At 70.2% G+C, this 24,700-nt stretch carries 21 protein-coding genes; 1 reads left to right on the top strand and 20 read right to left on the bottom strand.

What is annotated here, in order from left to right:
* Nucleotides 1–95: 95 nt before the first annotated feature.
* The 13 genes from ACTWQO_RS21565 to ACTWQO_RS21505 form a co-directional block, all read right to left on the bottom strand.
* Nucleotides 96–1,313, bottom strand: coding sequence for a metal-dependent hydrolase family protein (locus tag ACTWQO_RS21565; protein ID WP_443238962.1), 1,218 nt, complete (start codon nt 1,311–1,313; stop codon nt 96–98).
* Nucleotides 1,310–2,761, bottom strand: a complete 1,452-nt coding sequence (locus tag ACTWQO_RS21560) for a PAS domain-containing sensor histidine kinase (RefSeq protein WP_443238961.1) — start codon at nt 2,759–2,761, stop codon at nt 1,310–1,312. The genes ACTWQO_RS21565 and ACTWQO_RS21560 overlap by 4 nt, the downstream gene beginning before the upstream one ends.
* A 14-nt stretch (nt 2,762–2,775) precedes the next feature.
* Nucleotides 2,776–3,378, bottom strand: a complete 603-nt coding sequence (locus ACTWQO_RS21555; RefSeq protein ID WP_443238960.1) for a response regulator transcription factor — start codon at nt 3,376–3,378, stop codon at nt 2,776–2,778.
* A gap of 1 nt (nt 3,379) precedes the next feature.
* Entirely contained in the window at nt 3,380–3,640 is a 261-nt protein-coding gene (locus tag ACTWQO_RS21550) for a hypothetical protein (RefSeq protein ID WP_443238959.1), read from the bottom strand.
* The gene (locus ACTWQO_RS21545; protein ID WP_443238958.1) at nt 3,637–4,062 is read right to left on the bottom strand and encodes a nuclear transport factor 2 family protein; all 426 of its coding nucleotides are present in this window, start codon (nt 4,060–4,062) and stop codon (nt 3,637–3,639) included. The genes ACTWQO_RS21550 and ACTWQO_RS21545 overlap by 4 nt, the downstream gene beginning before the upstream one ends.
* Nucleotides 4,063–4,070: 8 nt before the next feature.
* Complete coding sequence (locus ACTWQO_RS21540; protein WP_443238957.1) at nt 4,071–4,898, bottom strand: ATP-binding cassette domain-containing protein; 828 nt, start codon at nt 4,896–4,898, stop codon at nt 4,071–4,073.
* Complete coding sequence (locus ACTWQO_RS21535) at nt 4,895–6,637, bottom strand: ATP-binding cassette domain-containing protein (protein ID WP_443238956.1); 1,743 nt, start codon at nt 6,635–6,637, stop codon at nt 4,895–4,897. The genes ACTWQO_RS21540 and ACTWQO_RS21535 overlap by 4 nt, the downstream gene beginning before the upstream one ends.
* A complete protein-coding gene (locus ACTWQO_RS21530; RefSeq protein ID WP_443238955.1) occupies nt 6,634–7,575 on the bottom strand; it encodes an ABC transporter permease in 942 nt (313 codons plus the stop codon). Before ACTWQO_RS21530 ends, ACTWQO_RS21535 begins: the two co-directional genes overlap by 4 nt.
* A gap of 33 nt (nt 7,576–7,608) precedes the next feature.
* Nucleotides 7,609–9,120 (bottom strand): ABC transporter substrate-binding protein, encoded by a 1,512-nt coding sequence (locus ACTWQO_RS21525; protein ID WP_443238954.1) that lies wholly within the window; start codon nt 9,118–9,120, stop codon nt 7,609–7,611.
* A gap of 108 nt (nt 9,121–9,228) precedes the next feature.
* Nucleotides 9,229–10,116 carry a sugar phosphate isomerase/epimerase family protein gene (locus tag ACTWQO_RS21520; protein WP_443238953.1) on the bottom strand — a complete coding sequence of 296 codons (888 nt, stop codon included), beginning with the start codon at nt 10,114–10,116 and terminating at the stop codon, nt 9,229–9,231.
* Between the two features lie 14 nt (nt 10,117–10,130).
* Nucleotides 10,131–11,252: a Gfo/Idh/MocA family protein gene (locus ACTWQO_RS21515; RefSeq protein ID WP_443238952.1), complete on the bottom strand. Its 1,122-nt coding sequence runs from the start codon at nt 11,250–11,252 to the stop codon at nt 10,131–10,133.
* A gap of 34 nt (nt 11,253–11,286) precedes the next feature.
* Entirely contained in the window at nt 11,287–12,207 is a 921-nt protein-coding gene (locus ACTWQO_RS21510; RefSeq protein WP_443238951.1) for a sugar phosphate isomerase/epimerase family protein, read from the bottom strand.
* Nucleotides 12,204–13,355, bottom strand: a complete 1,152-nt coding sequence (locus ACTWQO_RS21505) for a Gfo/Idh/MocA family protein (protein ID WP_443238950.1) — start codon at nt 13,353–13,355, stop codon at nt 12,204–12,206. The genes ACTWQO_RS21510 and ACTWQO_RS21505 overlap by 4 nt, the downstream gene beginning before the upstream one ends.
* A 218-nt stretch (nt 13,356–13,573) precedes the next feature.
* On the opposite strand from ACTWQO_RS21505, the gene ACTWQO_RS21500 reads away from it, so the two are divergent.
* Nucleotides 13,574–14,839, top strand: a complete 1,266-nt coding sequence (locus tag ACTWQO_RS21500) for an ROK family protein (RefSeq protein WP_443238949.1) — start codon at nt 13,574–13,576, stop codon at nt 14,837–14,839.
* Between the two features lie 1,297 nt (nt 14,840–16,136).
* Here ACTWQO_RS21500 and ACTWQO_RS21495 read toward each other — a convergent pair.
* The 7 genes from ACTWQO_RS21495 to ACTWQO_RS21465 form a co-directional block, all read right to left on the bottom strand.
* Entirely contained in the window at nt 16,137–17,168 is a 1,032-nt protein-coding gene (locus ACTWQO_RS21495; protein WP_443238948.1) for a GNAT family N-acetyltransferase, read from the bottom strand.
* Nucleotides 17,165–19,150: a DUF4910 domain-containing protein gene (locus ACTWQO_RS21490; RefSeq protein WP_443238947.1), complete on the bottom strand. Its 1,986-nt coding sequence runs from the start codon at nt 19,148–19,150 to the stop codon at nt 17,165–17,167. The genes ACTWQO_RS21495 and ACTWQO_RS21490 overlap by 4 nt, the downstream gene beginning before the upstream one ends.
* 1 nt (nt 19,151) lies before the next feature.
* On the bottom strand, nt 19,152–21,098 hold the full coding sequence (locus ACTWQO_RS21485) for an aminotransferase class I/II-fold pyridoxal phosphate-dependent enzyme (RefSeq protein WP_443238946.1): 1,947 nt from the start codon (nt 21,096–21,098) through the stop codon (nt 19,152–19,154).
* The gene (locus ACTWQO_RS21480; protein WP_443238945.1) at nt 21,095–22,315 is read right to left on the bottom strand and encodes a hypothetical protein; all 1,221 of its coding nucleotides are present in this window, start codon (nt 22,313–22,315) and stop codon (nt 21,095–21,097) included. Before ACTWQO_RS21480 ends, ACTWQO_RS21485 begins: the two co-directional genes overlap by 4 nt.
* A 33-nt stretch (nt 22,316–22,348) precedes the next feature.
* A complete protein-coding gene (locus ACTWQO_RS21475; RefSeq protein WP_443238944.1) occupies nt 22,349–23,416 on the bottom strand; it encodes an alkaline phosphatase family protein in 1,068 nt (355 codons plus the stop codon).
* 53 nt (nt 23,417–23,469) lie between these two features.
* Nucleotides 23,470–23,631, bottom strand: a complete 162-nt coding sequence (locus ACTWQO_RS21470; RefSeq protein ID WP_443238943.1) for a hypothetical protein — start codon at nt 23,629–23,631, stop codon at nt 23,470–23,472.
* A gap of 197 nt (nt 23,632–23,828) precedes the next feature.
* The gene (locus ACTWQO_RS21465; RefSeq protein ID WP_443238942.1) at nt 23,829–24,650 is read right to left on the bottom strand and encodes a metallophosphoesterase family protein; all 822 of its coding nucleotides are present in this window, start codon (nt 24,648–24,650) and stop codon (nt 23,829–23,831) included.
* Between the last annotated feature and the right edge of the window lie 50 nt (nt 24,651–24,700).

Here is a 24,700-nt window from a genome sequence, read left to right as displayed (position 1 = left end):
CATCCGCTCCATGCCATCACGCTATGGGCGACAACCAAGCTGCCACAATTGGAACTTGACCCCATGCCATAAGAGTTTTCCCCTATGTCAAGCCGTCACAGAAGGTTCTTCCGCACAACTCCCGACTGTGCGACGAGGAGAATGTTCTCCGGTCGGCCGAGCAGGGCGATGTCCTGCAACGGATCCCCCTCGACAACCACGAAGTCGGCCGTTTTCCCGGATTCCAGAGAGCCCAGCCGGTCATCAAGTCGCAGCAGGCGTGCGGCATTCAGCGTGCCGGCCGTGATCGCGGCCAGCGGGTCCATGCCCAGTTCCACCAGATACGACAACTCGAGCAGATTACGGGCGTGCGGGACGACGCCCGCATCCGTCCCCAGAGCGATGGGCACGCCTCGCTCGATCGCGTGCGCGATGTTCTCCTTGCTGATCCCGGACCACCGGGTCTTCTTGCGGTAGTGGTACTCGGGCATCGCCGACGGGTCGAGTGGAGCGAACACCGTGGACAGGGTGGGGACGAGGAACGTGCCCTGTTCCAGGGCCAGTTTGCACAGCTCGTCGGTCATGCCGTAACCGTGCTCGATGCTGGTGACGCCGGCCCGCAGGGCGTTGCGGATGCCCGCGCCGCCCTGGGCGTGCACCGCGACGGGCTTGCCACGGTGTCGTGCCGCCTCGTCGACGACGGCTCGCAGCTCCTCGTACGTCAGGCCTTCGTCGTCGGGGTCGTCGTGCGGGCTGCCCATGCCTCCGGTGGCGCACACCTTGACGACGTCGGCTCCGGCGCGCAGCACGCACCGGGCCGCGAGCCGGGCTTCGTCGGCCGTGTCGGCGATCATGCCCAGGTGCGGGGCCGCGTCGACTCCGCCCGGCAGCGAGCAGTCGGCGTGTCCGCCGGTGTGGCTGATCACCTTCACCGCGACCTGAAGGCGCGGTCCGTCGATCAGGCCGCGTTCCAGGGCGGTCCGGTACCCGGAAGGGATGCCCCCCAGGTCGCGTACGGTCGTCACACCCGCGTGCAGGGTGGCGCGCAGCCGTTCGGCGATCTCGAAGGTGTCCACCGTCGGGTCGGCGGCGAGTCCCGCGACCAGGCCGCGTTCCGGGGTCATGCACAGGTGCGCGTGACTGTCGAAGAAGCCGGGCAGCACCGTGCGCCCGCCCAGATCGACCGTTGTCGCGCCCGGTGTCGGGGGCGGTGCGGTGGCCGCCGGGCCCGCGTGGACGATGAGTCCGTCGTCGTCCACGACGAGGACGGCGTCGGCCAGCGGGGGCGCTCCGGTGCCATCGACAAGGACCGCGTGCTGGTACCGGGTGGTCATGGGAGTTCCGTTCGTCTCGGGTCTTGCGGGGGTCGGGTCGTGGGCAGCGTGAACCGGAAGACGGCGCCGCGCGGCTCGTTGGCGTGCACGTGCAGGTGTCCGCCGTGCCGGGTGATGATGCGGTGGCTGAGGGCGAGGCCGATGCCGCTGCCGTTCGCCTTCGAGGTGAAGACGCCGTCGAAGATGCTCTCGTCGGGGGGCGGCCCTGGCCCCCGGTCCCGGACGGCGAGTTCCGCGCCGCCGTCCGCTGCGCGCCGGGTGACGACCTCCACCCGGCGCTCCGGCCGCGGGCAACGGGCCATTTCGTCGACCGCGTTGAAGGCCAGGTTCATGACGACCTGGCCGATGAGCACGTTCTCGCACAGGACGGGCAGCGGTTCGGTGGTGAGGTCGAAGGCGACGTCCACCGCGTGCTCCTGGGCGCGTAGGTCGATGAAGTACGCGCAGTCACTCACGATCGTGTTGAGATCCGTGAGCTGGGCGGACTCCTCGAGGCGGCCGACGTATCCGCGCAGGCTGCCCAGGATGCGCCGGGCCCGCTCGATCTGCCGTACCGCGTTGTCCAGGCCCCAGGCCACGGACGGGTCGCCGGAGCCCTGGCCGAGCCGGCCGCGGACACCTTCGACGAAGTTGTACGCGGCCGCCAGCGGCTGGCTCACCTCGTGGGCGATCGCCATCGCCATGTCGCCCATGGCGTTGTAGCGGGCGAGATGGTCGAGGTGCTGGGTGTCGCGGCGGTGCTGTTCCTCGGCACGGACGCGGTCGGTGATGTCGTAGAAGAGGACCATCCGGCCGTGCAGGTCGCTCTCGATCTCGATGTGCTGACAGGTCGCGGCGTACCAGCGGGGCTCGCGTCCGGGAGCGGCGAAACGGTAGCGGCCCTCGCGCTCGGGTACAGCCCCGTCGCAGCAGTAGGCGGTGAAGTCCGCTCCCTGAAGTCCCCCGCCGAGCAGCCTGCCGGCCGACTCGCTGGCGAAGAGCACCCGGTGCCCCTCGTCGAGGACGACGATGCCCTCGGCCAGGCCTCCGAGGAAGGCGCGCAGTCTGCTCTCCGTGCGGAACAGGTCCCGCTGCACCGCCTTCTCCTCGGCGATGTCCCGGAACTGGACCATCACCACGGCCCGCGCGGAGAGTTCGACGCGGATCGCGATCGCCTCGGTGAGGATCTCCTCTCCGTCCTTTGAGCGGTAGCACCACTCGGTGGCGCTGACGCCGTGCTCGACGGCCTGGCGCAGCCAACGGTGTCCGAGTTCCCGGCTGTACTGGCGGGCGTTCTTGCTCATGTCGGGGGCTTTGAGGGGCTTGAGTTCGTCGACTGTCCAGCCGAGCAGCCGGCAGGCCGCCCGGTTGGCCCAGAGGATCTCGAAGGTCCGGGCGTCGTGGAGCAGGACGCAGTACTTGAGGGCCTGGGCCAGTTCGCGGAAGTCTGCGGGGGCGAGGTCGTCCACGGGCGTGCTCCTCCTCACCCGGCATCCAGCCTGAGGACGTCCCGGACCAGGGTGGCGATACTCTCGGCCCCGGTCTTCTCCCGGATGCGGGCCCGGTGCACGTCGACGGTCTTGGCGCTGATTCCCAGCCGCCCGGCGATCACCTTGTTCGGCACGCCCTCGACGGAGAGCTCCAGAACTTCCCTCTCCCGTACGGTCAGCGCGTCCAACTTCGCGCGGAGGTCCGCTTGTTGTGCCTCCCGTGCGAAACGCTTGCGAGCCGTGCGCTGGGCGTGCTGGACGACGTCGAGCATGTGCTGGGGGTCGTACGGCTTCTCCAGGAAGTCGACGGCGCCCTTCTGCATCGCGCGTACGGACATCCGGATGTCGCCGTGCGCGGAGACGAACACGACCGGCAGCGACGACCCTGTCTCGTTCAGTACTTCCTGGACGCCGAAGCCGCTGAGCTCGGGCATACGGACGTCCAGGACCAGACAGGCCGGACGGCCGCGGTCGTACGAGCGCAAAAAGGTCCGGGCGTCCCGGAAGCGCTCCGAGGGGATGCCGACCGACTCCAGGAGCCAGGCGAGGGACTCGCTCAGCTCCTCGTCGTCGTCCAGGATGTAGACGAGGCACATCTCAGTCGCCCCAGGATGCCTGCGCGGTCCAGTACTCGCTCCCGTCGGCGCTGATCCCGTGCTGCCAGTCGCTGATGCGGCGCAGGGTGGGTTCGACGCGGGCGGTCGCCTCGTCGGCACCGTCGGGACCGTCCTCGTCGACCGTCCAGTGGACCCAGTTGATCTCGCGGCCCGTGCGGTCGTGCACGAACAGGTCCACGTGGTGCCAGCCGTAGCGGTGGGTGTCGGCGTAGCAGGTCAACAGCATCGTGCGGTGGTTCATCGCTCCCCCATCAGCGGTGCGCTGAACAGTCGTTCGGTACGGAAGGCGGAGATACGGGCGCGGTCCGGGTCCAGCCGGAAGGTCACGTCGAGCCGGGCGACCATGACCTCCGTGTCGCCCGACTCGTAGCGCGAGAACTGCTGCATCGGCCAACTCCCTTGCGCAATCCGGCTCTTGGTGTCCACGGTTCCGGGAAGGAGCAGGTGCACATTCGTACGGAAGTGGGGGTTAGGCGGCAGATACGCCGACAGCATCGCGACGATCGCCTCCCGGCCCTCGGTGCGTCCGAACCGCTCGGCGTACTCGCTGCCGCCGCCCTCCCAGACGGCGTCCTCGGTGAACAGCTCCCCCAGCTCCCCCAGCTCGCCCTCCGCGCTCGCGGGGACATCGCACAGGGCGAGGTAGCGGGTGATGGTGTCCATGACCCCGGTCACGAGGCGGCCAGCTTCAGGCGCTCGGCCCGGCGCCCAGCCTGCCGCTCCGGGTCCGGGACCGGGGCGGCCAGCAACAGCCGCTTGGTGTAGTCGTGTTCAGGGCGCTCGGTGACCTGGGCGGCATCGCCCGTCTCCACGATGGCACCCCGGTACAGCACGGCCACCCGGTGGCTGATGTGCCGCACGACGGACAGGTCGTGGGTGACGAAGAGGTACGCCACGCCCGTCGCCTCCTGGATCTCGATGAACAGGTCCAGCACCCGGGCCTGGGTCGTCAGGTCGAGGGCACTGACCGGTTCGTCGCAGACGATCAGCCTGGGATCGCGGCACAGGGCGCGGGCGATGGCGATGCGCTGACGCTGGCCTCCGGAGAACTCACGGGGCAGTCGGCGGGCCGCGTCCTGCGGGAGGTACACGTGGTCCAGCAGCTTCTGCACCCGGCGTTCCGCGTCGGCGCGCGCGACGCCGGTCACGAGCAGGGGCTCGGTGAGGATGTCCATGACCGTCATCGCCGGGTTCAGCGAGGTGTAGGGGTCCTGGAAGACGACCTGGATGTCCTTGCTGAGTGTCCGCCGTTCCCGTTTGCCGAGCCGTGAGACGGGGCGTCCGTCGTAGCGGATCTCACCGCCGGTGACGGGGGCGAGGCCGAGGACCGCACGGCCCAGGGTGGTCTTGCCGGAACCGGACTCGCCGACCAGGCCGAGTGTCTCGCCAGGCGCGACACTCAGGGAGACGCCGTGCAGGACGCGGAAGGGCTCCTTGCCGCGGCCCTTGGCGGGATACTCCACGACGACGTCGTCGAGTTCGAGGAGCGGCGAGGTCATGGCGTCACTTCCTTGAGGGGCTGGTCGGGGCGGTGCAGTTGACCGCGCGCGGGTCCGCCTTCGAGGGTCGAGTCGAGCAGCATCCGCGTGTAGTCGTGGCCTGGCGCCGCGAAGATCTGCCGGGCCGGCGCGGTCTCCACGATGCGGCCCTTCTGCATCACCGCGACCCGGTCGCAGATGTCGGCCACGACGCCGAAGTCGTGGGTGACGAGGATCATCCCCATCTCGCGCTCCTGCTGGAGCGAGCGCATCAGGTCGAGCACCTCGGCCTGGACCGTGACATCGAGCGCGGTGGTCGGCTCATCGGCGATCAGCAGCTTCGGGTCGCAGGAGACAGCGCCGGCGATCAGGACGCGCTGGGCCATGCCGCCGGAGATCTGGTGCGGGTACGACCTGAACACCCGTTCCGGGTCCGGGATGTTGACCCGGGCGAGGAGTTCCAGTGCCTTGGTGCGGGCTGCGGTCCGGGACAGCCCCAGGTGCCGCCGCATGGGCTCCACGAGCTGGAAGCCGATGCGGAAGCAGGGGTCCAGGTTGGACATGGGTTCCTGCGGGATGTAGCCGATGCCGCACCCGCGCAGGGCGTTGAGTTGGTTGAGGTCCAGGCTCAGCAACGCCTGTCCGTCGAAGACGAGTTGATCGGCCGTCACTTCGGCCTCGTACGGCAGCAGTCCGAGGACGGAGAACGCGGTCTGGCTCTTGCCGGAGCCGGACTCGCCCACCAGGCCGAGCACTTCACCGCGTTCCACGGTGATGCTCACTCCGTCCACGACCGTCTTCTCGCCGTAGGCGACGCGCAGGCCCTCCACCGTCAGCAGACGGTCCGCGGTGGGAGCGGCCGCCGGTCGGGGCACGGTCCGCGTGACGGGCACGGGGCGTTTGGTCACCCGGCGCTCGGTGGTGCCCAGCGCGTCCCGCACCGCGTTGCCCAGCATGCTGGACGCGAGGATGGTCAGGCCCATGGCCACGCCGGGCCAGACCAGCAGCGAGGGCGAGGTGTAGACGTTCGTGAAGGCGTCGTTGAGCATCGCACCCCAGCTGGCCTGGGACGCCTTGCCGAGGCCGAGGAAGGCGAGGCCCGCCTGGATGCCGATCGCCACGGCGAACACCTGCGTGGCCTGAATGACGGAGGGCGCGATCACCACGGGCAGGACGTGCCGCCGCATGATGCGCGCGTCGCCGAGTCCGGAGACACGCGCGGCGTCGACGTACAGCTCCTCGCGCACGGCGAGCACCGATGCGCGGATGAGGCGGAAGACCATCGGGGCCATGATCACGCCGAGGACGATCATGGCGACGTTGAGGTCCTGCGAGACGACCACCATGACCACCAGCATCACGATGATGGCGGGCACGGCCATGATGATGTTGGAGATCCAGCCGGCCACCGCGTCGAACCAGCCGCGGTAGAACCCGCTGACCAGGCCGAGCGGTCCGCCGACCGCGAAGGCGACGAGGACGGCGAGTGTGCCGCCCACCAGACTGGTGCGGCCGCCGTACAGCAGCCGGGAGAGGACATCCCGGCCGACGCCGTCACCGCCGAGCGGGTGGCTGCCCGACAGGGGCGCGAGGGTGTCGGCGATGACACTGCGGTCGGGGGCCTGACTGGTGAGCAGGGGTGCCGCGAGGCTCGCCAGGATCACCAGGGCCAGGACGGCCAGGCACACGACGGCCAGCGGGTCGCGCAGCGTGCGGCGCAGGAGGCGGTCCCGTTCGGCCGCCGCGGGAGCCTCGGTCATGAGACACGCACCTTGGGGTTGAGCCAGCCGTACGCGATGTCCAGCAGGAGGTTGACGGCGACGACGATGACGACGGTGACCACGACCGTGCCGAGCAGCACGGGGGCGTCACCACGGACGGCGGCCGAGTTGGCGAGGGTACCGATGCCGGGCAGGCCGAACACCTTCTCCACGACGACGGCGCCGCCGATCAGGCCGATGAACTGGAGGGCCAGCACGGTCAGGGCGGGCGGCGCCGCGTTGCGCAGCGCGTGCCGGAACACGACGCTGCGGGTGCCGAGGCCGCGGCTGCGCAGGGTACGGACGAAGTCGGCGCGCAGGACGTCGATCAGGGCACCGCGTACCTGCATCGCGGTGGCCGCGGTCGCGCCGACGGCCAGGGACAGGGCGGGCAGGGTGATGGAACGCAGCCAGCCGCCGGGCGAGGCCGCGAGGTCGACGTAGCCGGTGGCCGGCATCCAGCCCAGCTGGACCGCCAGTGTGACGGCGAGGACCAGGGCGATCAGGAAGCTGGGCACCGCGGTGCCGAGCACCGCGGCGACCTGCACGAGACGATCCACCCAGCCGCCGCGCAGGGCGGCCGCGGTGCCCAGCACCACGCTGAGAACCGCCGCGACCAGCATTCCGGCCAGCACCACGGAGAGGGTGACCGGCAGGGTGTCGGTCAGGGACTGGTTCACCGAGTCGCCGGTGAACCAGGAGCTGCCCAGGTTTCCCTGCGCTGCCTGTTCGGCCCACTGCCAGTAGCGCTCCACCAGGGGCTGGTCCAGGCCGAGTTCGTGGCTCTTGGCGGCCACCGCGGACCGCGAGGCCGTCTCGCCCAGGACGTTGCGGGCGACATCGGTGCCTGTGAGGCTGAGCAGCAGGAATGTCGCGGTGGCCACGACGACCACCAGGACGACGCCGGCGGCGATGCGCCGGAACAGGAAGACGAGCACGGTCGGTTCCTCCTTCCACGTGCGGGAACGGACCTACGGCTGGTTCGCCGGCGCGTAGTTGTAGATCGGCGGGTACTGGGTGCCGGGCTGCGGCGTCACCTTGACGTCCTTCGCGGTCGCGTACGCGTTGGCGATGACGCTCCAGGGGGCGTTCCAGACCTGGTCGACGACGTAGGTGTTCAGCTCCTCGAAGAGCGCTTCACGCTTGGCCCCGGTGGCGTTCCCGATGCGGGTGATGAGGTCGTCGGCCTTCGGGTCGTCGTACTTGAAGGGGTTCCAGGTCGACTTCTTCGTCAGCTCCAGCTGGACCTTGTCCCAGGCGGTGGGCGCGCCCAGCTTGAAGTACGACATCGCGTACTTGCCCGAGAGCATGGCACTGAAGATCTGGTCGGTGGGCAGGGTGTCCAGCTTGACCTTGATGCCGATGTCCTTGAGGGACTGATTGAGCGCGGCCTGCTCCTGCGGGAAGTTCGCGGAGAGATCCGGGAGGGTCACGGAGAAGCCGTTCGGGTATCCGGCCTCCGCCAACAGCTTCTTCGCCTTCGCCGGGTCGTACGGGTACGTGTCGTCCAGCTCGGCCTTGTAGCCGTCCTCGGTCTTGGCGAACAGCTGGGTGGTGGGCGTACCGAGGCCTGTCTTGGCCGACTTGATGATGGCGTCCTTGTCGAAGGCGTGGTTCAGCGCCTGCCGGACCTTCAGCTCGCCGAGGGCGGGCACCTTCTTGCCGGCCCGGTCCCAGATGTAGAGGCCCTCGATGTCGCCGGGCTGGTAGGTGACGACGTTCAGGCCCCGGCCCTTGACGGTCTTGACACGGTTGAGGTTGAGGGTGGCTCCGTCGAGCTGGCCGGACAGCAGGGCGTTGGTGCGTGCCGTCGGGTCGGCGAGGAACTTGATGACGACCTTGTCGTAGGGGAAGGCCTTGGCGTTCCAGTAGTCGGCGTTGCGGACGTAGGTGTACGTCTGCCCGGCGGTGGTGGCGGCCGTGTCCAGTTTGTACGGGCCCGAGCCGACGGGGGTCCTGGGGTTCTCCAGCGCCTTCGGGCTGACGATCATGCCGGAGACCTGACCGAGCGCGGGCAGCAGGGCCGCGGTGGGGTGGCTCAGCCTGATGGCGACGGTCTGCGCGTCGACAACATCGACTCCGGAGATGTCCTGGATCTCACCGGCGGCGCTGGCCGTGCCGCTCTTGGTGTGCAGCAGACTCTGCTTGACCGCGTCGGCGTCGAGGGGGGTGCCGTCGGTGAACTTGACTCCCTGACGCAGCTTCAGCGTCAGTGTGGTCTGCGGCTTGTCGTACGACCAGGACGTGGCCAGGTTGGGGGTGGGTTCCCCCTTGGTGTTCAGCCGGATCAGGGTGTCGTACACCGGCTGGTAGTACTGGGCCTCGGGCCCCATGCTCGCCTTGGCCAGATCCCACGGCGTGGCCGTGACCGACTCGGCGAGGGTCAGGGTCTTGTCGCCGCCGGCGGCCTGGGTGCCGCCGCCACAGGCCGCGACCGTCGCTGTCAGGATTCCGGCGCCGACGAATGCCACTGTCTTGCGCATGTTCTCTCCACTTGTCTCAGTCCTTCGGCTCCTGTGTGTCCCCCGGGTCGCCCCGCTGCCGGCCGTGCACTGCCGGTACTGCCTGCGTGTCGCGTAAGCCGGTCATGGCTACGCCTGCCGCGCCGCCCACTCCCCGCAGAGCCGCACGCTCTCGTCCGGCGTCGGCTGGGCGCCCCGGTCGACCTCGACGATCAGCCACCCGTCGAAGTCGTCGGGCAGCGCGCCGACGAAGCCCTCGATGTCGGCGTTTCCGTGCCCCGGCTCCGACCACAGACCCGCCAGGACCGTCTTGCGGTAGTCCCAGCCGGCGTCCCGGGCCTGCGCGGCGAGGCCCAGGTCCAGGTCCTTGATGTGCACGCTCGCCACCCGGTCCGCGTAGTCCCGTACGAGCTGTGCCGGATCAGCGCCCGCCCAGGCCAGGTGGCCCATGTCGGGTCCGAACCCGAGGACGGAGGCGTCGACGGTGTCGAGGACGAAGCGGGTCTCCAGTTCGGTCTCGGCCCAGGTGCCCACGTGCGGGTGGAAGGCCGGGGTGATGCCTTCGGCGCGGATGATCCCGGCGATCTCGGCCAGCAGGTCCCGCACGCGTTCCAGCCGTCCCTGCTCGGCCAGGTGGCCGACGGCGGGCCGGGCCACGCGCTCGGCGTCCTTGGCCATCCCCATGGCGAGGAAGACGGTGGGTACGCCGAGTGCCGCGTGCTGTGCGGCGACGCGGGCCGCGGTGTCGCGGAAGGTCTGTCGCTCGGTCGCGTCGTCGGTGAGGCGGACGGGGATGTAGCCGGGTGCCGGGCTGATGCCGTACTCGGCGAGCCGGGCGGCGTATTCCTTGGGGGTCATGTCCCCGGGGACGGCGCTGTGGAGGGCGGTGATGCCGGCGTCGCGGATGACCGAGAGCTGCCGGCCGAGCGGCGGGGCGAGCGTGGGGTCGATCCAGCCGTCGGCACTCGCGACCCACTGCAGGGGGTTGATGGCGAGGCGGTCCTGCCTGATCTTCATGGTCTGTGGTCCTCTCAGTGTGCGGCGGAGACGACGGGGCGGGGCGCGGGGCGCTCGCAGGCGCTCTCCAGGTCGACGAAACGTTTCTCTCGCTGGGAGATCTCGAAGCTCGCCAGCACCTCGAGCGCGTGGAAGGCGAACTCGGGATTCGCGCGGTGCGGCCCGCCGTCGAGTGCGCCGGCGAGGTCCCGTACGCCCAGTCCGCGGCGGTGCTGCTCGGGGGTGCCCACGGCGCCGAAGAGCTCGGTGACCGGGGTGAGCACCCGCCACTGGTCGTCGCCGTGCCGTTTGAGGCGTACGTCGCCGTCGAAGAAGTTGGGGTTCGGCAGGGCGAGGGTGCCCTCGGTGCCGTAGATCTCGATGCGCGGGAGCTCGGTGTCCCAGACGTCGAAGCTCATCACGGTGGTGGCGATGGCGCCGGAGGCGAAGGTCAGAGTGGCGGAGGCGTGGGTGGGGACCTCGACGGTGACCTCGTCGACCACGCGCTCGGGGCTGGTGACCGTGCGGGTCGTCGCGCCGATGCGGGTGGCGGCGGACACCTGGACGACCGGGCCGAGGCAGTTGACGAGCGCGGCGACGTAGTAGGGGCCCATGTCCAGGACCGGGCCGCCGCCGGGGCCGTAGAAGGCGCGCGGGTCGGGGTGCCAGGTCTCGGCACGGCTGGAGCGCACGAAGGCGGTGGCGCCGACGACCTCGCCGATCCGGCCGGAGTCGAGCGCGTGCCGGGCGGTCTGCACGGCGCTGCCCAGGAAGGTGTCTGGGGCGGACCCCAGCAGCGCCGTGCTGCTCGCGGCGGCGTCGAGGACCTCGCGGGCCTCCTCCACCGTGGCCGCGAGCGGCTTCTCGACGTAGACGTTCCTGCCTGCCTCCAGCGCCGCGATGACGGTCTTCGCGTGGAACCGCGGCGGGGTGATGTTGACGACGATCTCGACCGTGTCGTCGTCGAGGAGTTCGTCGGCGTCGCTCCATGCCGGTATGCCGTACTCGGCCGCGGCCTGTCGGGCGCGGGCCGTGTCGACGTCGGCCACACGGACCACTTCGAGCTCCGGGAAGGTGCGCAGGCCCTCGACGTAGCGGCCGAAGATGTTGCCGGCGCCCAGGATCCCGATGCGGTGCCGTGTTCGTTGCCGGTCCATGTATCTCCTGTGGTTGTGGTGGGTTGACGAAGGGTCAGGCGACGATGAGCGGGCGCAGCGTCCGGTGGGCGATCTCCAGGCCGGTCTTGATCTTTTCCTCGGTGCCGGACCAGAGCGGGTCCTCGTGCTCGACGGAGAGGGTGCCGGTGAAGCCGTTCTCGTACAGGGCGTCCACGACGGCGTTCCAGTCGACCTGGCCGCGGCCCGGGACGCGGTAGCGCCACCAGCCGGTGTCCCAGGGGTCGTCGCGCTGGACGGCCTTGCCGAACACGCCGTAGCGGTCGACGGCGCCGGGCAGGATCTCGAGGTCCTTGGCCTGGGCGTGCACGATGCGGTCGGCGTACGGCGCGATGGTCTTCACCGGGTCGACGCCGATCCACGTCAGATGGGACGGGTCCCAGTTGAGGTGGAGGTCGAGGCCGAACATCCACTCCCACAGCTCGGGCGAGTAGGCGAGGTTGCCCGGGTAGCCGTCCGGGTGCCAGCCCTCCATCACACAGTTCTCGATGATGATCCGTACGCCGTTCTGCCCCGCGTACTCGACGAGTTCGGGGAAGACCTTCTCGGCCTCGTCGAGGTTGGCCGCCACCGGCCGGGTCCAGTCCCGGCCGATGAACGTGCCCACGTACGGGACCTCCAGGGCCGCCGCGGCGTCCACGACCGCCTTGAGATGCTGGTGGATCGCGGCGCGCCGCTCGGGATCGGGATGCAGGTTGTTCTCGTAGTAGGCGAGCGCGGAGATGCCAAGGCCGTGGCGCTCCAGCAGCGCCCGTGTCTCGTCGGCCTCGCGTGCGCCGAAGCCGGTCACTGGGAGGTGGGCCGCCTCGAAGTCCCGGCCTCCGGTGCGCGGCCAGGCCGCGACCTCCAGGGCCTCGTATCCCGCCTCGCTCGCCCACGCGGCGATCTCGGCCAGGGACAGACGGGGCAGGCAGGCGGTGAGCATGCCGAGTTTCATGCGGGGGCCTCCAGGGTTACGGGGGTGTCGTCGACGTCAGTCCAGGTGAGCGACGCCGACGACTTCAGTACGGCCTCGACGATCCGGGCCGAGCGGACGCCGTCCACGCCGGTCGGCAGTCCCTCGGGTTTCTCGCCCCTGATCGCGGCGTAGGCGTCGGCGACGAAGGAGGTGAAGCAGTCCGCGTAGCCCTGCGGGTGCCCGGCGGGCAGCCGGGACAGCCGTCGCTGTTCGGGCGAGCCGTGGTTCGGGTCGCGGACGATCACGCGTGCTCCGTCCTCGGCGCCCAGCCAGGCCGTCTCGGGGTTCTCCTGGTCGAAGACCGCACTGCCGTCCACGCCGTCGAGCTCGAACCACAGCCGGTTCTTCCGGCCCGCCGACACCTGGGAGACCGTCAGCGTGCCCAGGACACCGTCGCCGGTACGCAGGAGCACGGCCGCGACGTCCTCGGTACGGACCTCGACTCGCGGCCCCCTGGTGGCGGTCGTGAAACTCGTGCCGGTACCGGCGGGCCGGGTGGGGACCGTTGTACCGAGCCGCGCGGACAGCTCAGTGAAGCGGACTCCGGCGACCCACTCGACGAGGTCGCACCAGTGCGAGCCGATGTCCGCGAACGCCCGCGAGGGACCTCCGTCGGCCGGGTCGACCCGCCAGGACATGGCGTCCTCGGACAGCATCCAGTCCTGCAGATAGCTGCCGTGGATCAGCTGCCAGGCCCCGAACTCTCCGCGCAACCGGCGGTCGCGTATCTCCCGTACGAGCGGGTGATAGCGATAGACGAAGGGAACTGCGAGCAGCAGGTCCGCCTCCTCGGCCAGCCGTGTCAGGCGTTCCGCCTCGGCGGCCGACGTGGCGAGCGGCTTCTCGCAGATCACGTGCTTGCCTGCGGCGAGGGCTGCCTCCGCCTGCTCCACGTGCAGGGCGTTCGGCGTGCAGACGTGCACGACGCGGACGCTGTCGTCGGCGAGCACGGACTCGAAGTCCTGGTGGCGGGCAGGCGCCTGCCAGGCCTTTGCGACCCGGGCGCTGCGCTCGGGGGTCGAGGCGACCACACCTGCCAGTTCGCCGCCGGCGGCGCGGATCGCGGCGGCGTGCACGGCGCCGATCATGCCGGCCCCGATCACCACGGCCTGCATCGAACTGTTCATCGGCGCACCTCCGTCGTCCAGCGACCGACCGCGGCCGGAGAGCCGCGCTGCGCATCACCTTCGTTTAATTCGAGTGAAGAGCACAAGAGGGGCTATTTAATTTTCTTTCAGGCCTAAAAAACGCAGATAACTGCCGGACATGTCGGCTTGGACCCATCTATCCAGGGAAACCCACCCGTCGTTGACGGCTATGAGGGGATGCCATTATGTTCACCAGAATGCATAAAGATGACGGCTACACCGAAGAGGCGGTGGGGCCCGCGTCGGTGCCCCTGGCCCTGCGCCGGGTGCTGGGACTCGTGGTGTCCGGAGCGGCGACCAACCGGGCGGAGATCGCCCGGCGCAGCGGCCTGGCCCGCTCGACCGTGGGACAGCAGGTCGACCATCTCGTTGAGACAGGCATCCTGGAGGAGGTCGAGTCCAGACGGTCCGTCCGGGGCCGACCGCCACGCGTGCTGACGATCAGCGCGCAGGCCGGGACCGTCGCCGCCGTTGACGTCGACACGGCGGAGTCACAGGTCGTCATCGCCGACCTGACCCGGCGGGTCATCGCGCGGGAGACCGTGGGCGTCCGGATCGACGCCGGCCCCCGGACGGTACTGGACGCGGTGACCGAACGGCTTCAGAGCCTGCTGGAGATGAACCGCTGTGACCCCGGCCGTGTGCGTGAGATCGTCGTCGGTCTGCCCGGACCGGTGGACTTCCAGCAGGGGTGCGCGGTCCAGCCGACCGGCATGCCCGGCTGGGACGGCTACCCGGTGGCCGAACACCTTCAGGAACGCTTCCACGCTCCTGTCGTGGTGGACAACGACGTCAACCTGATGGCCCTGGGCGAGGCCGTCCAGGCCCGGATGGAGACCCCGCTTCTGTGCATCAAGATCGCGACCGGCATCGGCTCGGGCCTCATCACCGCGAGCCGCGACGTGTACCGCGGCGCTGACGGAGCGGCCGGCGACATCGGGCACATCAGGGCCGTCGGCGGCGGCAACGTCCTGTGCGCCTGCGGCAACGTCGGCTGCGTCGGCGCGCTGGCCTCACACCGTGCGGTTCTGCGCGGCCTCGGCATTCCCGAGTCGACCGAGGACGATCCGCTGTACGGCACCCACGAACTCGCCCGGCGCATCGCCGCAGGCGATCCGACCGCACTCCACGCCGTACGCCAGGCGGCCACCGAGATCGGCGAGGTGGTGGCCATGCTGGTCCACATGTTCAACCCACGTACCGTGGTGCTGGCGGGCCCGCTCAGCCAGCTCCGCGACGACCTGGTGTCCGCGGTACGCGCCGCCGTGTACCAGCGCGCCCTGCCCCTGGCCACCCGCAAACTGACCATCACCGCGACCCAGCTCAAGGGCGGTTCCGGACTGCATGGCGGTATCGCCCTCGGTACGCGGGACGTGTTCAGTCCGGCAGGGCTCGCACGGCTGCTGGCCGACGAGCCGGTACCGGACCACCAGGACCGGGAACCAGTGCTTGGTCCGGAGTAGGCGACCAGGTACCCCACATGCCGCACCTGCTTCACAAGCGCGAGCACCAGGGCACACTGGGCCTTTCCCGTCGACTGCCCTGGGGAGGATCCGGGGAGTACGGGCGGCCCTGGGGAGTCGCGCACATGCCGGAGTTGCACTGGGTGTTCGGATATCCCTTCGCGAGCGCTGGCCTACCGGGCTCAGCGGCGCGAGCATGGCTGCCACAGGCACCGTTCAGACCGCTGGGGAGAATCTGGGGAGAATGAAACGCGCCCCGCATCGGCCGACCTTCCCCATCGCGAGCACGACGCCTTGATCATCCCGTCCGCCCCATTGCCCACCGGGAGCGTCGGCCTACACGGAGAGTGAGCAACCGGCTGGGCAACGAAACGCCGAGGACGGTGTCGATGGCACCGCGCCCCTTCCGCCGGCCTCGGGCATGAAGTGGGCGTAGAAGTCCAAGGTGATGGTCGGGCTGGAATGCCCGAGCCACCGCGCAAGGGTGACGACCGATTCTCCCGCTTCGAGGATGACCGAGGCGTACATGTGCCTCAGTACATGGAAGCCGTCTTTGCGGGACGCCCTCGGTTGCGATCCCGCACAGGGGCGTTCTCGGACAGTTCCCAACGGACCAGCTGGTGCGACCGGAGCCCGGGGCCGCGCCGTCTGTCACGAGCGCCAGGAGCCCATCGGCAGTGAGCCGGTCGAGGCTGCGTGCGACGATGCGCTCGAGCACACCGACGGCTCGGGCGATGTGTCGGGGTCGACTCCAGGGCGTGTCGCGATGTGAGCGAGGACCACTCGGTCCCGGCGGTAGCCGCGTTGCACACGTCCTCGCCGAACAGCCTGGCTCCGCAGAAGCAGGGACACAGCGCCGATGAGACGGCGCCGAAGCCCTCTCACTCCTTGTGCGGTCCACGCGTTCAAGGGCGCCAAGCGGATGGGAGCGGTGAAACGAGCGGATCGGAGAGCGGCGTTCGACAGGTAGTGCCTCCTTGGGGCGGGGCCTCACGAGGAGGCCGAGCAGCATCAGGTACCTGCTGCCGTCATGGTCGAACTGTCCGCAGGTCGACCCGAGAGCTCGAATCCCCTCACTGACCTGGCGTTTCCAGGGATGATGTACGTTGACGTGGTCCCGGAGCAGGTTCCAGTCCTCTAGGGCTCTTTCTCGTCTGCCCTGGGCGAATGCTGTCCTTTGACTGAGGAAGAGCTGTTCGCGTCGTCGACGCTCTATTGACGAGCTGGCCACTTCGGAGCCCCTGAAGCAGGCTGTGCGCGGGGTCCGGGGCCCGGCCCACCGTGTTCCAAGGGCTCGCTAGCCGGGGGCGACGCAGGCGTACAGCGGCAGTGGCCTCATGCCGTGACGTTCCTTCATCGGCCGGTTGCTCCGGCCACCCTCAACCCACTGCTTGCCTGCCTCGATGGCGGCGCGTATCTCGGTGGCCCACAGAAGGTAGTTGGGGCTGAAGCTGTGGACGGTGGCGTCGCTGGTTCCGCCCACCCACATGTGCAGGCGCAGGTCGTCCAGCAGGACCACCGCGGCCGCCAGCGTCCGCTCGCGCACGTCGACGCGCACGACACGGGCGCGGTCGCCGAGGGCCATGACGAAGTCGATGAAGGCACTCTCGGGATACATGTCCGCGCTGCCGTACTTGGCGGCCGTGCGGCGGGTGAGGTCGCACACGACGCGCAGGAAGTCCGGCCGGGGGGCTTCGAGGGACGTCGTGACACCGACGTCCGCCGCGCGGCGCAGATACTGGCGGATCGTGCGGCGCGTCTTCGGGCCCAGCGTCGCCAGATAGTCGTCGTAGGTCGTCACGCCCTGGAGCGGGAGCTGGAAGCGGGTGACGATCGGGGCCACGCGCCACCCCTTGCGACGAGCCGCGCCAAGCAACGGGTCACCCTCCGCGACGTTGACGAGACCCGTGGCCCGCGCGTCGTCGCGGGCGCCCAGCTCCACCAGGGCGTCCAGCATCGCCGCGAGCACCCGGTCGCGGTGCTCCGCGTTTGTCGCCAGCACGGGGACACAGGTGTCGTAGCAGTACCAGTTGTGCCCGAGGAGCGCCGTGCCGTCCGCCTCCGGGATGCCGACGGCTCGCAGGAAGCCGTACGGGTCGCCCTGTTTGTCGAGGTAGCACGGCAGCACGGCGACGATTCGCCCGGCGTCGACGGCCGTGAGATAGCGGACGGCGGCGTACGGGCTGAGCGGGCTGTCCTGGTAGGCCCGCAGATACGCCGGGGAGTAGTGGACGGGGGCGCCGGCCGAGGCGGCCACCCGCTGCCACTGAGCGGTGTCGAGGCCGTCGATGGACTCGGCGACCCTGACCTGAACTTGCTGGATGCTCATGCCGTGCCCCCTTCGTGTATCCGTCTCGCCCCGGCCGCCGCCACGTCGTCCGCCCCGAGCTCGGGTACGTCGTCCGCCGCGACTTCCTCGATCCACCCCGCCCCGGCCATCGCCGCCAGGAAACGCTCCCCGAAGTCCGCTGTCGCCGGTCGGATCCCGGAGTCCAACTCAGCGATGCGGATGACGGCCGCCGCGTCGGCGCTGCCGTCGATGCTCTGCGCGAGGGCCATCGCGGCGGCATAGCAGCCGCCCCGGTCCACGGTCAGCTCTTCCAGGAACCACTGGCGGTCCTTCTCTGCCATGGCTCCCATCAGCGCCCGGAGGTTGAAGGGACCGGGCCAGTCCCTGCGCAGGCCCGGGCCACGCGGTGACGGCGGCCGCTGCTCCGCAAGGCCGTCGTCCCAGGCGGACGACAGTGTGCTGTGCAGCCCGGCGAGGAATTCCGCCTGCCGGTCGAGCAGGCGCGGGCTCGCACCGAGCGGGCGCAGGGTGTGCAGGGCGACCCGGCCGTAGTGCCAGCGCCGCGTGAGCCGGGCGACGGCCAACCCTTCAGAGGGCGGCCCGTCGGCGGACGGCAGGCAGGCGGTCATCCGCCGGGCCGTCCAGCGGGTCAGGAGCTGGGTGATGCGGTCGGCGTCCCGTCCGTCGGCCGTCGCTGCGACGGCGGCAGCGGACGCCGCGATGGCGGCGGACCTGCGCAGCTCCTGCGGATCGACCTTGTCGAGCGTGTCGGCACTGGAGTGGTTGAACCGGTCGGGCCAGTGCCCCAGCTGCACGGCGGGGCAGCCGATCGCTCGGTCGGCGAGGATCGCGTGGTCGGAGGCGCCGACGAACGGTGTCGTACGCCAGGCCCAGGTGTCGCAGCCGACGGCACCGCTGTAGGAGCGCGCGGCGGGCGGAAGGGCTCGTACGCAGGCTTCGACCAGGGCATTGGCGTAGTGCGGGAGATACTCCGGGCCGTACTCGACGATCAGCGGGCCGCCGCAGCGGCGCTGGTCCTCGCCCACCATGTCAAGGTTGACCGCCATCGAGGGGAGTGGTCGGATGCCCTCCTCGACCACCTGGTGGACGTAGGCGGCCAGGCCCACGAACTCGGGTGCCCACACGAACCGGACGGGACGGCGCAGCGACCGTCCCGCCAGCACACGTCCGGCCGCCAGTGCCGCTGCGACACCCGAGGCGTTGTCGTTCGCCCCGGGCGCCGGATGGCACAGGTGGGCGCCGAGCAGACACGCGTCGCCCTCCTCCGCCGGGCACGACGGGGTACGGGCGACCACGACAGGCATCCGCCGGGGGCCGGTGTCGACGTCGACGACCACCCGGGCCCGCTCCCCCCGCCGGTGTGCACGCAGCAGCTCGTCCAGCTGGGCCGGGAACACGCTGAAGCCGAACAAGGAGCTGCCGCCGGGCAGTTCAACGCGTCCCGCCTGCTCGGTCCGGTCGGGACGGGCCGTCACACAGAACCCGCTCGCCTTCTCGGCCTCCATCCGGGTGAACAGACCGGGGCCGAGGCCGGCCGCCGACCCGACGAGGACCAGCGCGCCCGGCGGCCAGCGGGAATCCCGCGGCACCGCGAGCGGCATCTCGCCGTCCGTGGCCGCCGAGTTCGCCGCGAGGGCATAGGGCTGCGCAGGGTAACTGACCATCGAGGGAAGGCCGTTGAGCGACAAATGCGCGGCGCGCGGTGTCCAGGAGCAGGGCGCCGTGTACGTCCACCACGCGGTCCTGCCGTCCGCGGGGAGACTCAGCACCTCGACGTCGGCCAGCCCCACGCGTTCGGCCTCGCCCGCGACGAAGTCGGCTGCATCGGCGATCCCCGCCGATCCCTGGTAGCGGTCCCATTCGGCCAGCCGGGCGACCCAGCCCATCGCTTCGTCGGCGTCGATTCTCTGGTGGATGCCACCGACCAGGCCGTTGAGGCCACTTGGACCACTGAGGCCGTCCCAAAGGCCCGGGCCGCTCGCACCACTGAAGCCGCTCAAGCTACCCACCCCGGGTGAAGGCCGCACGGAAGGCCGTTAACCGGGCGTCCGACAGCGGGACGGCGATCTTGAAAAGCCTGCCACCACTCTCCGCGCCTGACAGCCCCCGCTCCACAGCCCCTGTATCCGACAGCCCGCGACCCCCAACCCTCGTCCCCGTGCCCCAAATCCCCTGCCCCTCCACCTCTTTGACCCGCAACCCGAGCTTCTCGATCAAGGCCCCGGCCGTGTCGTCCACCGGTGCGGTCACCCATGGCAGACAGACGGCCCCCTCCGTCACCGCGAGCCCCGCCTCCCGCAGCAGCGCTGCCATCTCCGGCTTCACCTCGGCGATTCTGGCCCGCAGCGCGGCGAAGACGTCGCCCTGCGCCAGCAGGCCGAGCGAGACGGCCAGACCGAAGCCGTTCGCACCCAGCGGTGGCACGGCTTCCCGCAGCCGCCGGGTCAGCACGGGCGCGGCGACCGCGAAACCGACCCTGAGTCCGCCGCAGCAGTAGCCCTTGGACATGCTGCGCACGACGATCAGGTTGTCGTGCTCGGCGACCGCGGGTACGCAACTGGCGTCCGGCCCGGCGTAGACGGCGTACGCCTCGTCGAGGACCAGCGTCGTGCCGTGTGCGCGGGCGGCCCGGGCGATCTCGTCCAGCGCCCCTCTGCCGTACAGGTCACCGGTGATCGTCGGGCGGTCGAGCACGAGGACCGAGGGAGCGTGCCGATCAAGGTCAGCCGCCAAGTTCTCGACCCTGGTCGCGATCGCCTCACTGCCCAAGCGCGCGGCCCACCGTGGCAGGTCGGGGTGACCACCGCGCAGGTACAGCACAGGGCCCGGCTGCGCCAGTACCGCGCACGCGTGCAGCAGACCAGTGGCACCGGTCCCGGCCGTCACCGTGTCCGGGGGCAGCTCGAGGCCGAAGTGCTCGGACAGCACCGGCGCGGCCTGTGCGGCGGCATAGGGGTCGGTCACGTGATAGCCGCGTGCCACGTCGGCGGTGATCCCCTGGAAGGCGCGGTCGACCGAGAACCGTACGAAGTCGATCTCGTCGGGCGACCACCGCAGGTCCACGACATCCCCCGGAGCGACCGGGTCCCTGGGTCCCGGGGCCGCAGATCCCGCGAGCCCTTCGGCGGTGGGCCGTTCCCACACCGTGATCGCGGTGCTGTCCCCGGCCCTCGGGTTGCGGGCCACGAACTGCACGTATCGCGTCGCCAGCGCGGCTTCCCGGCCGACGGTGAATTCGGCGTCGGCACGCTCGACCTCGAAGCCGGCGCGGATCAGCAGATCCCGTACCTCGGCGGGCTGGTAGAGCCGTATGTCGTCATGGACGACCACCGGCTCCGCCTCACCCCGCCGGACCTCGATCGAACCGGTACTGCGGCCGCACACCACGCGGTAGTTACGGCGAAAGACGGCCCGCAGCCCGTCGGTCTCGAAGGTCGCCTCGGGCACATAGCGGCCCGCGATCGTCAGGACGTTGGAATGGTCGAGCACGAGGAGCCCACCGGGGACGAGCGCCCGGCGGGCCTCCCGCAGCAGCCGCAGTTGCTGGGCATCACTGCCCCAGCCGAAGGACTGCACACAGACGATCGCGTCGAACTCGCCGACCGGCCACGCGAGTTCACGCAGCAGATCGAGGTGCAGCCACTCCACCTCCACCCCGGCCGCGGCCGCCGACACCGCGGCCTGCCGCAGAGCCCACGCACCGACGTCGACACCGGTGACACGGAAACCACGCCCGGCCAACGCCACCGCGTGCCGCCCCGTACCGCAGCCCAGGTCGAGGACGCGCCGGCCCGGGGCCGAGGCATCGAGGACCGAGGCCAGGTAGTCGGCCTCCGCCGCGGTGCGCTCGGCGGTGTACTCGTAGGCCGCCACCGCCCAGAACTCCTCGCCGAAGAAGTCCTGGTACCAGGGGCGGTCCGCACCGCTGTCGGCCGCGTCATCGGTCATACGGCGTCCGCCCGCAGCGCCTCCTGCCGGTGGAGGAAGCCGCACACGTCGCACAGTCCGGCGGGGTTGGGCACGCCCTCCATCAGGAGATACCGGCCGTCGCACACCCGGCACACGTCGTCGACCACCGGCAGCAGACTGCGCTGCACGTTCTCGAAGGCGTTGAACAGGTAGTAGTCGATGCCCGGCCACAGGTCGTACAGGTGGTCGGCCATCGCGTAGGCCAGGGAGCGTTCGTCGGAGCCGGTGGTGAAACGGCCCGGGGCGCCCTGCCGGTTGAGGTCCGGCGCGACGATTTCGAGGTAGAGAGTCAGTTCCTTCTTGGTGATGCGATAGAGCGGGAAGACGTACCGCAGATCGCCCAGTTGCCGGACGGGGATGCCGCCCATCCGGTATCCGGTGGTGAACCAGGTGACCATGCTGGCCACCAGGTCGTCGGCGTTGAAGCCGAACGCCACGACCGAGGCGCCGGCGCGCCCGGCCTCCCGCTCCAGCATGCGGCGCAGCACCTGGTGGCCGATCACCATGTTCATGTTGCGGTGCTCGCCGGCGACGACCTTGTTCATCACGTCGACGAACGGCTCGCGCAGCTTGAACAGTTCGGCCACGTCGTCGGCGGTCACGATCGTGTGGTCCAGGCCGAGACCCTCGCAGGCGTCCAGCGCGATCTGGAATGTCGCCGGCTCGTCCCAGTCGGGCAGCCCGGTGATGGTGACGGCGGTCATGTCCATCTCGGGCCAGCGGCCCCGGGTGCGTTCGAGCAGCTTGAGATAGGCGACGCTGTCCCGGCCGCCCGACAGTCCGATGACGGCGCGGTCCCCGGCGCGCATCGTAGCGCCGGATTTGATGCTCTGGACGAAGGTCTCCTCGACGTACTGCACGAAGGTGTCAGCGGTGAACTGCTCGGTGCGGCGTTCCAGGGTCCCGCCGTGATCGAACAGCACGGACTTGGAGTACACGGGGTCCGGCGCGGCGTAGACGTGCTCCTTGGGCTTGCGCAGCACGTCGAGGTCGTAATGGCGTACCTGACGGACCTCGATGACCTCGTCGGCCTCGAAGACGGCCGACGATTCGGGGATCACCGCCCCGTTCCGGTACGCGAGCACCGCGTTGGCCGGGATGCCGTGCAGGCGCAGGACATCGAGGAGGTTCTGGCCCGGTACTGCATACAAGGTCTCCGAACCACCGGTCTTGTTGCGGAACACGACCATGCTCACGGTCTCTCCTGTTCGTCTGGGGCGTGCTGGGGACTACGAGTCCTGGGAGAGCGGTGCGTTCCAGGCTGCGAGGGGTACGAGCATCTCGTCGTCGCTGAGGGACCCGTGCTCCCAGGCGACGGTGGGATCGGGCACGGGGAAGGCCGCGGAGGTGGCGACGGCGACCACCGCGCCGATGCGCTCGCGGACGACGGGGGTCGCGGCGAGCAGTCCGCGTTCGGCCAGGTCATCGGGGGTCAGGACGAGCGCGTGGTCACCGAGTGCGTCGCTCAGGGCGGCCGCGAGGTCCCGTTCGTGCCCGGGCAGCGGATACATCCACCGGACGCGGCCCGCGCCGCCGCCGGGCATCCGGCAGTGCGCTGGGGAGTCCAATCGGCCCCAGGCGTCGAGGAGTTGGGACTTCGGTGCAACCGGGACCTGGCCGTGATCGGCGTGGGCGAGGACGCTCCATCCGGCGTCGGCCCAGCGGCTCGCCGCCGTGTCCAGCAGCCGCAGGGACGCGTGCAGGCGGTCGTCGTAACCGTGCAGGTGGATGTGGTCGTCGAGGTTCACGTAGGCCCAGACCAGAGGCGGTACGTCGTGCGGATCCGCGAGGACGGCCTCGACTTCGCGCACCGTGCGCTCGACGACCGTGACGGGATCGGCGTGGAGTTCCATGGCCGGTGACGGGACGACCTGGGCGCCGTGCAGCAGCGCCGCGGCCCACTCCCCGGTCAGCCTCTCGAGTTCGGCGCCGACCACGAAGGCGGCACCGCCCGCCGCGACGGCGCGGTCGAAGAGGGTCGGACCACCGTGCAGCAACGGGTTCTTGGGCGGCGGGCAGGGGCCGAAGGCGTACGTCTCCCCCGTGATGAGGTGGGTGACGCAGTCGGCGCCCGGTGCCCGGTACACCATGCCGAGGGCGCCGTGCCAGGAGGGGTCGGCGCCGGTGACGGCGGTAAGCCAGGCAGTGGTCGAGGTGCTGGGGAATGTGGAGCGCAGGGAGCGTGTCCGGGCGTGGGCGAGTGCTGCTTCCGCGACGCCGTACGACAGGCCGTCGATCGCCAGGACGCACAGTCCGCGGGGCGCGGTGCTCAGACACCGTTCGACGACTTCGGGCACCACTCGCAGGTCGGCGGACGCTGTCGTACGTCCGCCGACACGTGACGCCGTGCTCAGAAGTTCGGCACGCAGTCGGTGCAGGTGGTGCGGAACTTGGCGATGTGCGCGGCCTGACGGTCCGTGATCATGCGCTCGACGAGGTGCGGCAGCAGCATCACCGGCGCGGGCGTCGAGGTGGTGGTGGTCTTCGGGGTGGGGTGTGGAGCTGTCTGCATGGATTCCTCCTGCTTGCTGGATAGCGCGAGAGAAAAGTGCCGAACAACCTTCAACTTTTGCGTGAACAGGTCAACATATGGCTAGTTGGCCTGTCAACACTGGGCGGTCCACGACCGTCTCCCCAACTCCCCCGGCTTTCAAGGCAGTTGACGAAACGGAAACAAAGGCCGCGGCGCGGCGGAAGCGGCAGTGGCTGTCAATTGACGAAGATCAGGGATTCCGCTTCCTCGACGATCTTCTCCGGGACGGGCGGACTCATCAGGGTGCCCGCGTAGCGCTCGGCGTCCGGGTCCGCTGCCCGGTGGGCACGGGCGACGGCGTCCCGGACGTCGTAACGCGCGGCCCTCAGGCGGACGTCGGGGCCCAGCAGCGCCCAGTACGCGGTCCCCGGCTCACCCGAGTGGTACGGCAGCCCGACGCTTCCCGGGTTGACGCTGCGCAGGCCCGCCACCACGCGGTCGAACTGGAGGTGCGAGTGCCCGGTGACCAGGACGCGCGCGTCGAGGGCCGCGGACAGCCGTGCGAACCGCTCCGACGGCGTGCCCGGCGTGACCAGTTCATGGTCGCTGCGGGGAGAGCCATGGCAGAAGTGCACCGGCCCGAGACCATCGATCTCGACTACGACTCCGAAGGGCACCCGGGTGAGGAAGTCGATGGCCTCGGGCGAGTGCTGGGCCGCGATCCACGACTGACGGGGCGTGTCGGCGACGCGCGCGGCGGTGCCGATCTCGGCGGCGTACCGGTCGGCGTTGCCCCGCACGCACAGGGCGCGCTCGCCCAGCGCGAGGATCCGCTCGTACGTCTCCTGCGGCTGCGGGCCCCACGTCAGGTCGCCGCAGAGGACGACGAGGTCGGCCGCGGCGACGTCCGGCTCGGCGAGCACGGCTTCGAAGGCAGGGATGTTCGCGTGGATGTCGGAGAGCACGGCGACCCGAGCCACCGGCCCGTACCGGTGCACCGGCCCTTCCCAGCTCGCCGGACCGTGCAGCGTGACGTCGTCCGTCGTGGAGTCGTCCATCAGAGTTGGGGCCTTTCGGATGGAGTCCCGGGCGCGCGATCGGCGTGAAG

Origin of the sequence: Streptomyces sp. 4N124, assembly GCF_052245395.1 — a bacterium.
In the GTDB taxonomy this organism is placed as follows: Bacteria; Actinomycetota; Actinomycetes; order Streptomycetales; family Streptomycetaceae; genus Streptomyces.
Note: the sequence above shows the minus strand (reverse complement) of the source record. Positions and strands in the feature narration are given on the sequence as shown.

Bases quoted from the DNA above. Each gene is read 5' to 3' on its own strand.
- ACTWQO_RS21565 (WP_443238962.1), bottom strand. From the start codon at position 1,313: ATGACCACCCGGTACCAGCACGCGGTCCTTGTCGATGGCACCGGAGCG.
- ACTWQO_RS21555 (WP_443238960.1), bottom strand. From the start codon at position 3,378: ATGTGCCTCGTCTACATCCTGGACGACGACGAGGAGCTGAGCGAGTCC.
- ACTWQO_RS21550 (WP_443238959.1), bottom strand. From the start codon at position 3,640: ATGAACCACCGCACGATGCTGTTGACCTGCTACGCCGACACCCACCGC.
- ACTWQO_RS21545 (WP_443238958.1), bottom strand. From the start codon at position 4,062: ATGGACACCATCACCCGCTACCTCGCCCTGTGCGATGTCCCCGCGAGC.
- ACTWQO_RS21540 (WP_443238957.1), bottom strand. From the start codon at position 4,898: ATGACCTCGCCGCTCCTCGAACTCGACGACGTCGTCGTGGAGTATCCC.
- ACTWQO_RS21535 (WP_443238956.1), bottom strand. From the start codon at position 6,637: ATGACCGAGGCTCCCGCGGCGGCCGAACGGGACCGCCTCCTGCGCCGC.
- ACTWQO_RS21525 (WP_443238954.1), bottom strand. From the start codon at position 9,120: ATGCGCAAGACAGTGGCATTCGTCGGCGCCGGAATCCTGACAGCGACG.
- ACTWQO_RS21520 (WP_443238953.1), bottom strand. From the start codon at position 10,116: ATGAAGATCAGGCAGGACCGCCTCGCCATCAACCCCCTGCAGTGGGTC.
- ACTWQO_RS21515 (WP_443238952.1), bottom strand. From the start codon at position 11,252: ATGGACCGGCAACGAACACGGCACCGCATCGGGATCCTGGGCGCCGGC.
- ACTWQO_RS21510 (WP_443238951.1), bottom strand. From the start codon at position 12,207: ATGAAACTCGGCATGCTCACCGCCTGCCTGCCCCGTCTGTCCCTGGCC.
- ACTWQO_RS21505 (WP_443238950.1), bottom strand. From the start codon at position 13,355: ATGAACAGTTCGATGCAGGCCGTGGTGATCGGGGCCGGCATGATCGGC.
- ACTWQO_RS21500 (WP_443238949.1), top strand. From the start codon at position 13,574: ATGCATAAAGATGACGGCTACACCGAAGAGGCGGTGGGGCCCGCGTCG.
- ACTWQO_RS21495 (WP_443238948.1), bottom strand. From the start codon at position 17,168: ATGAGCATCCAGCAAGTTCAGGTCAGGGTCGCCGAGTCCATCGACGGC.
- ACTWQO_RS21485 (WP_443238946.1), bottom strand. From the start codon at position 21,098: ATGACCGATGACGCGGCCGACAGCGGTGCGGACCGCCCCTGGTACCAG.
- ACTWQO_RS21470 (WP_443238943.1), bottom strand. From the start codon at position 23,631: ATGCAGACAGCTCCACACCCCACCCCGAAGACCACCACCACCTCGACG.
- ACTWQO_RS21465 (WP_443238942.1), bottom strand. From the start codon at position 24,650: ATGGACGACTCCACGACGGACGACGTCACGCTGCACGGTCCGGCGAGC.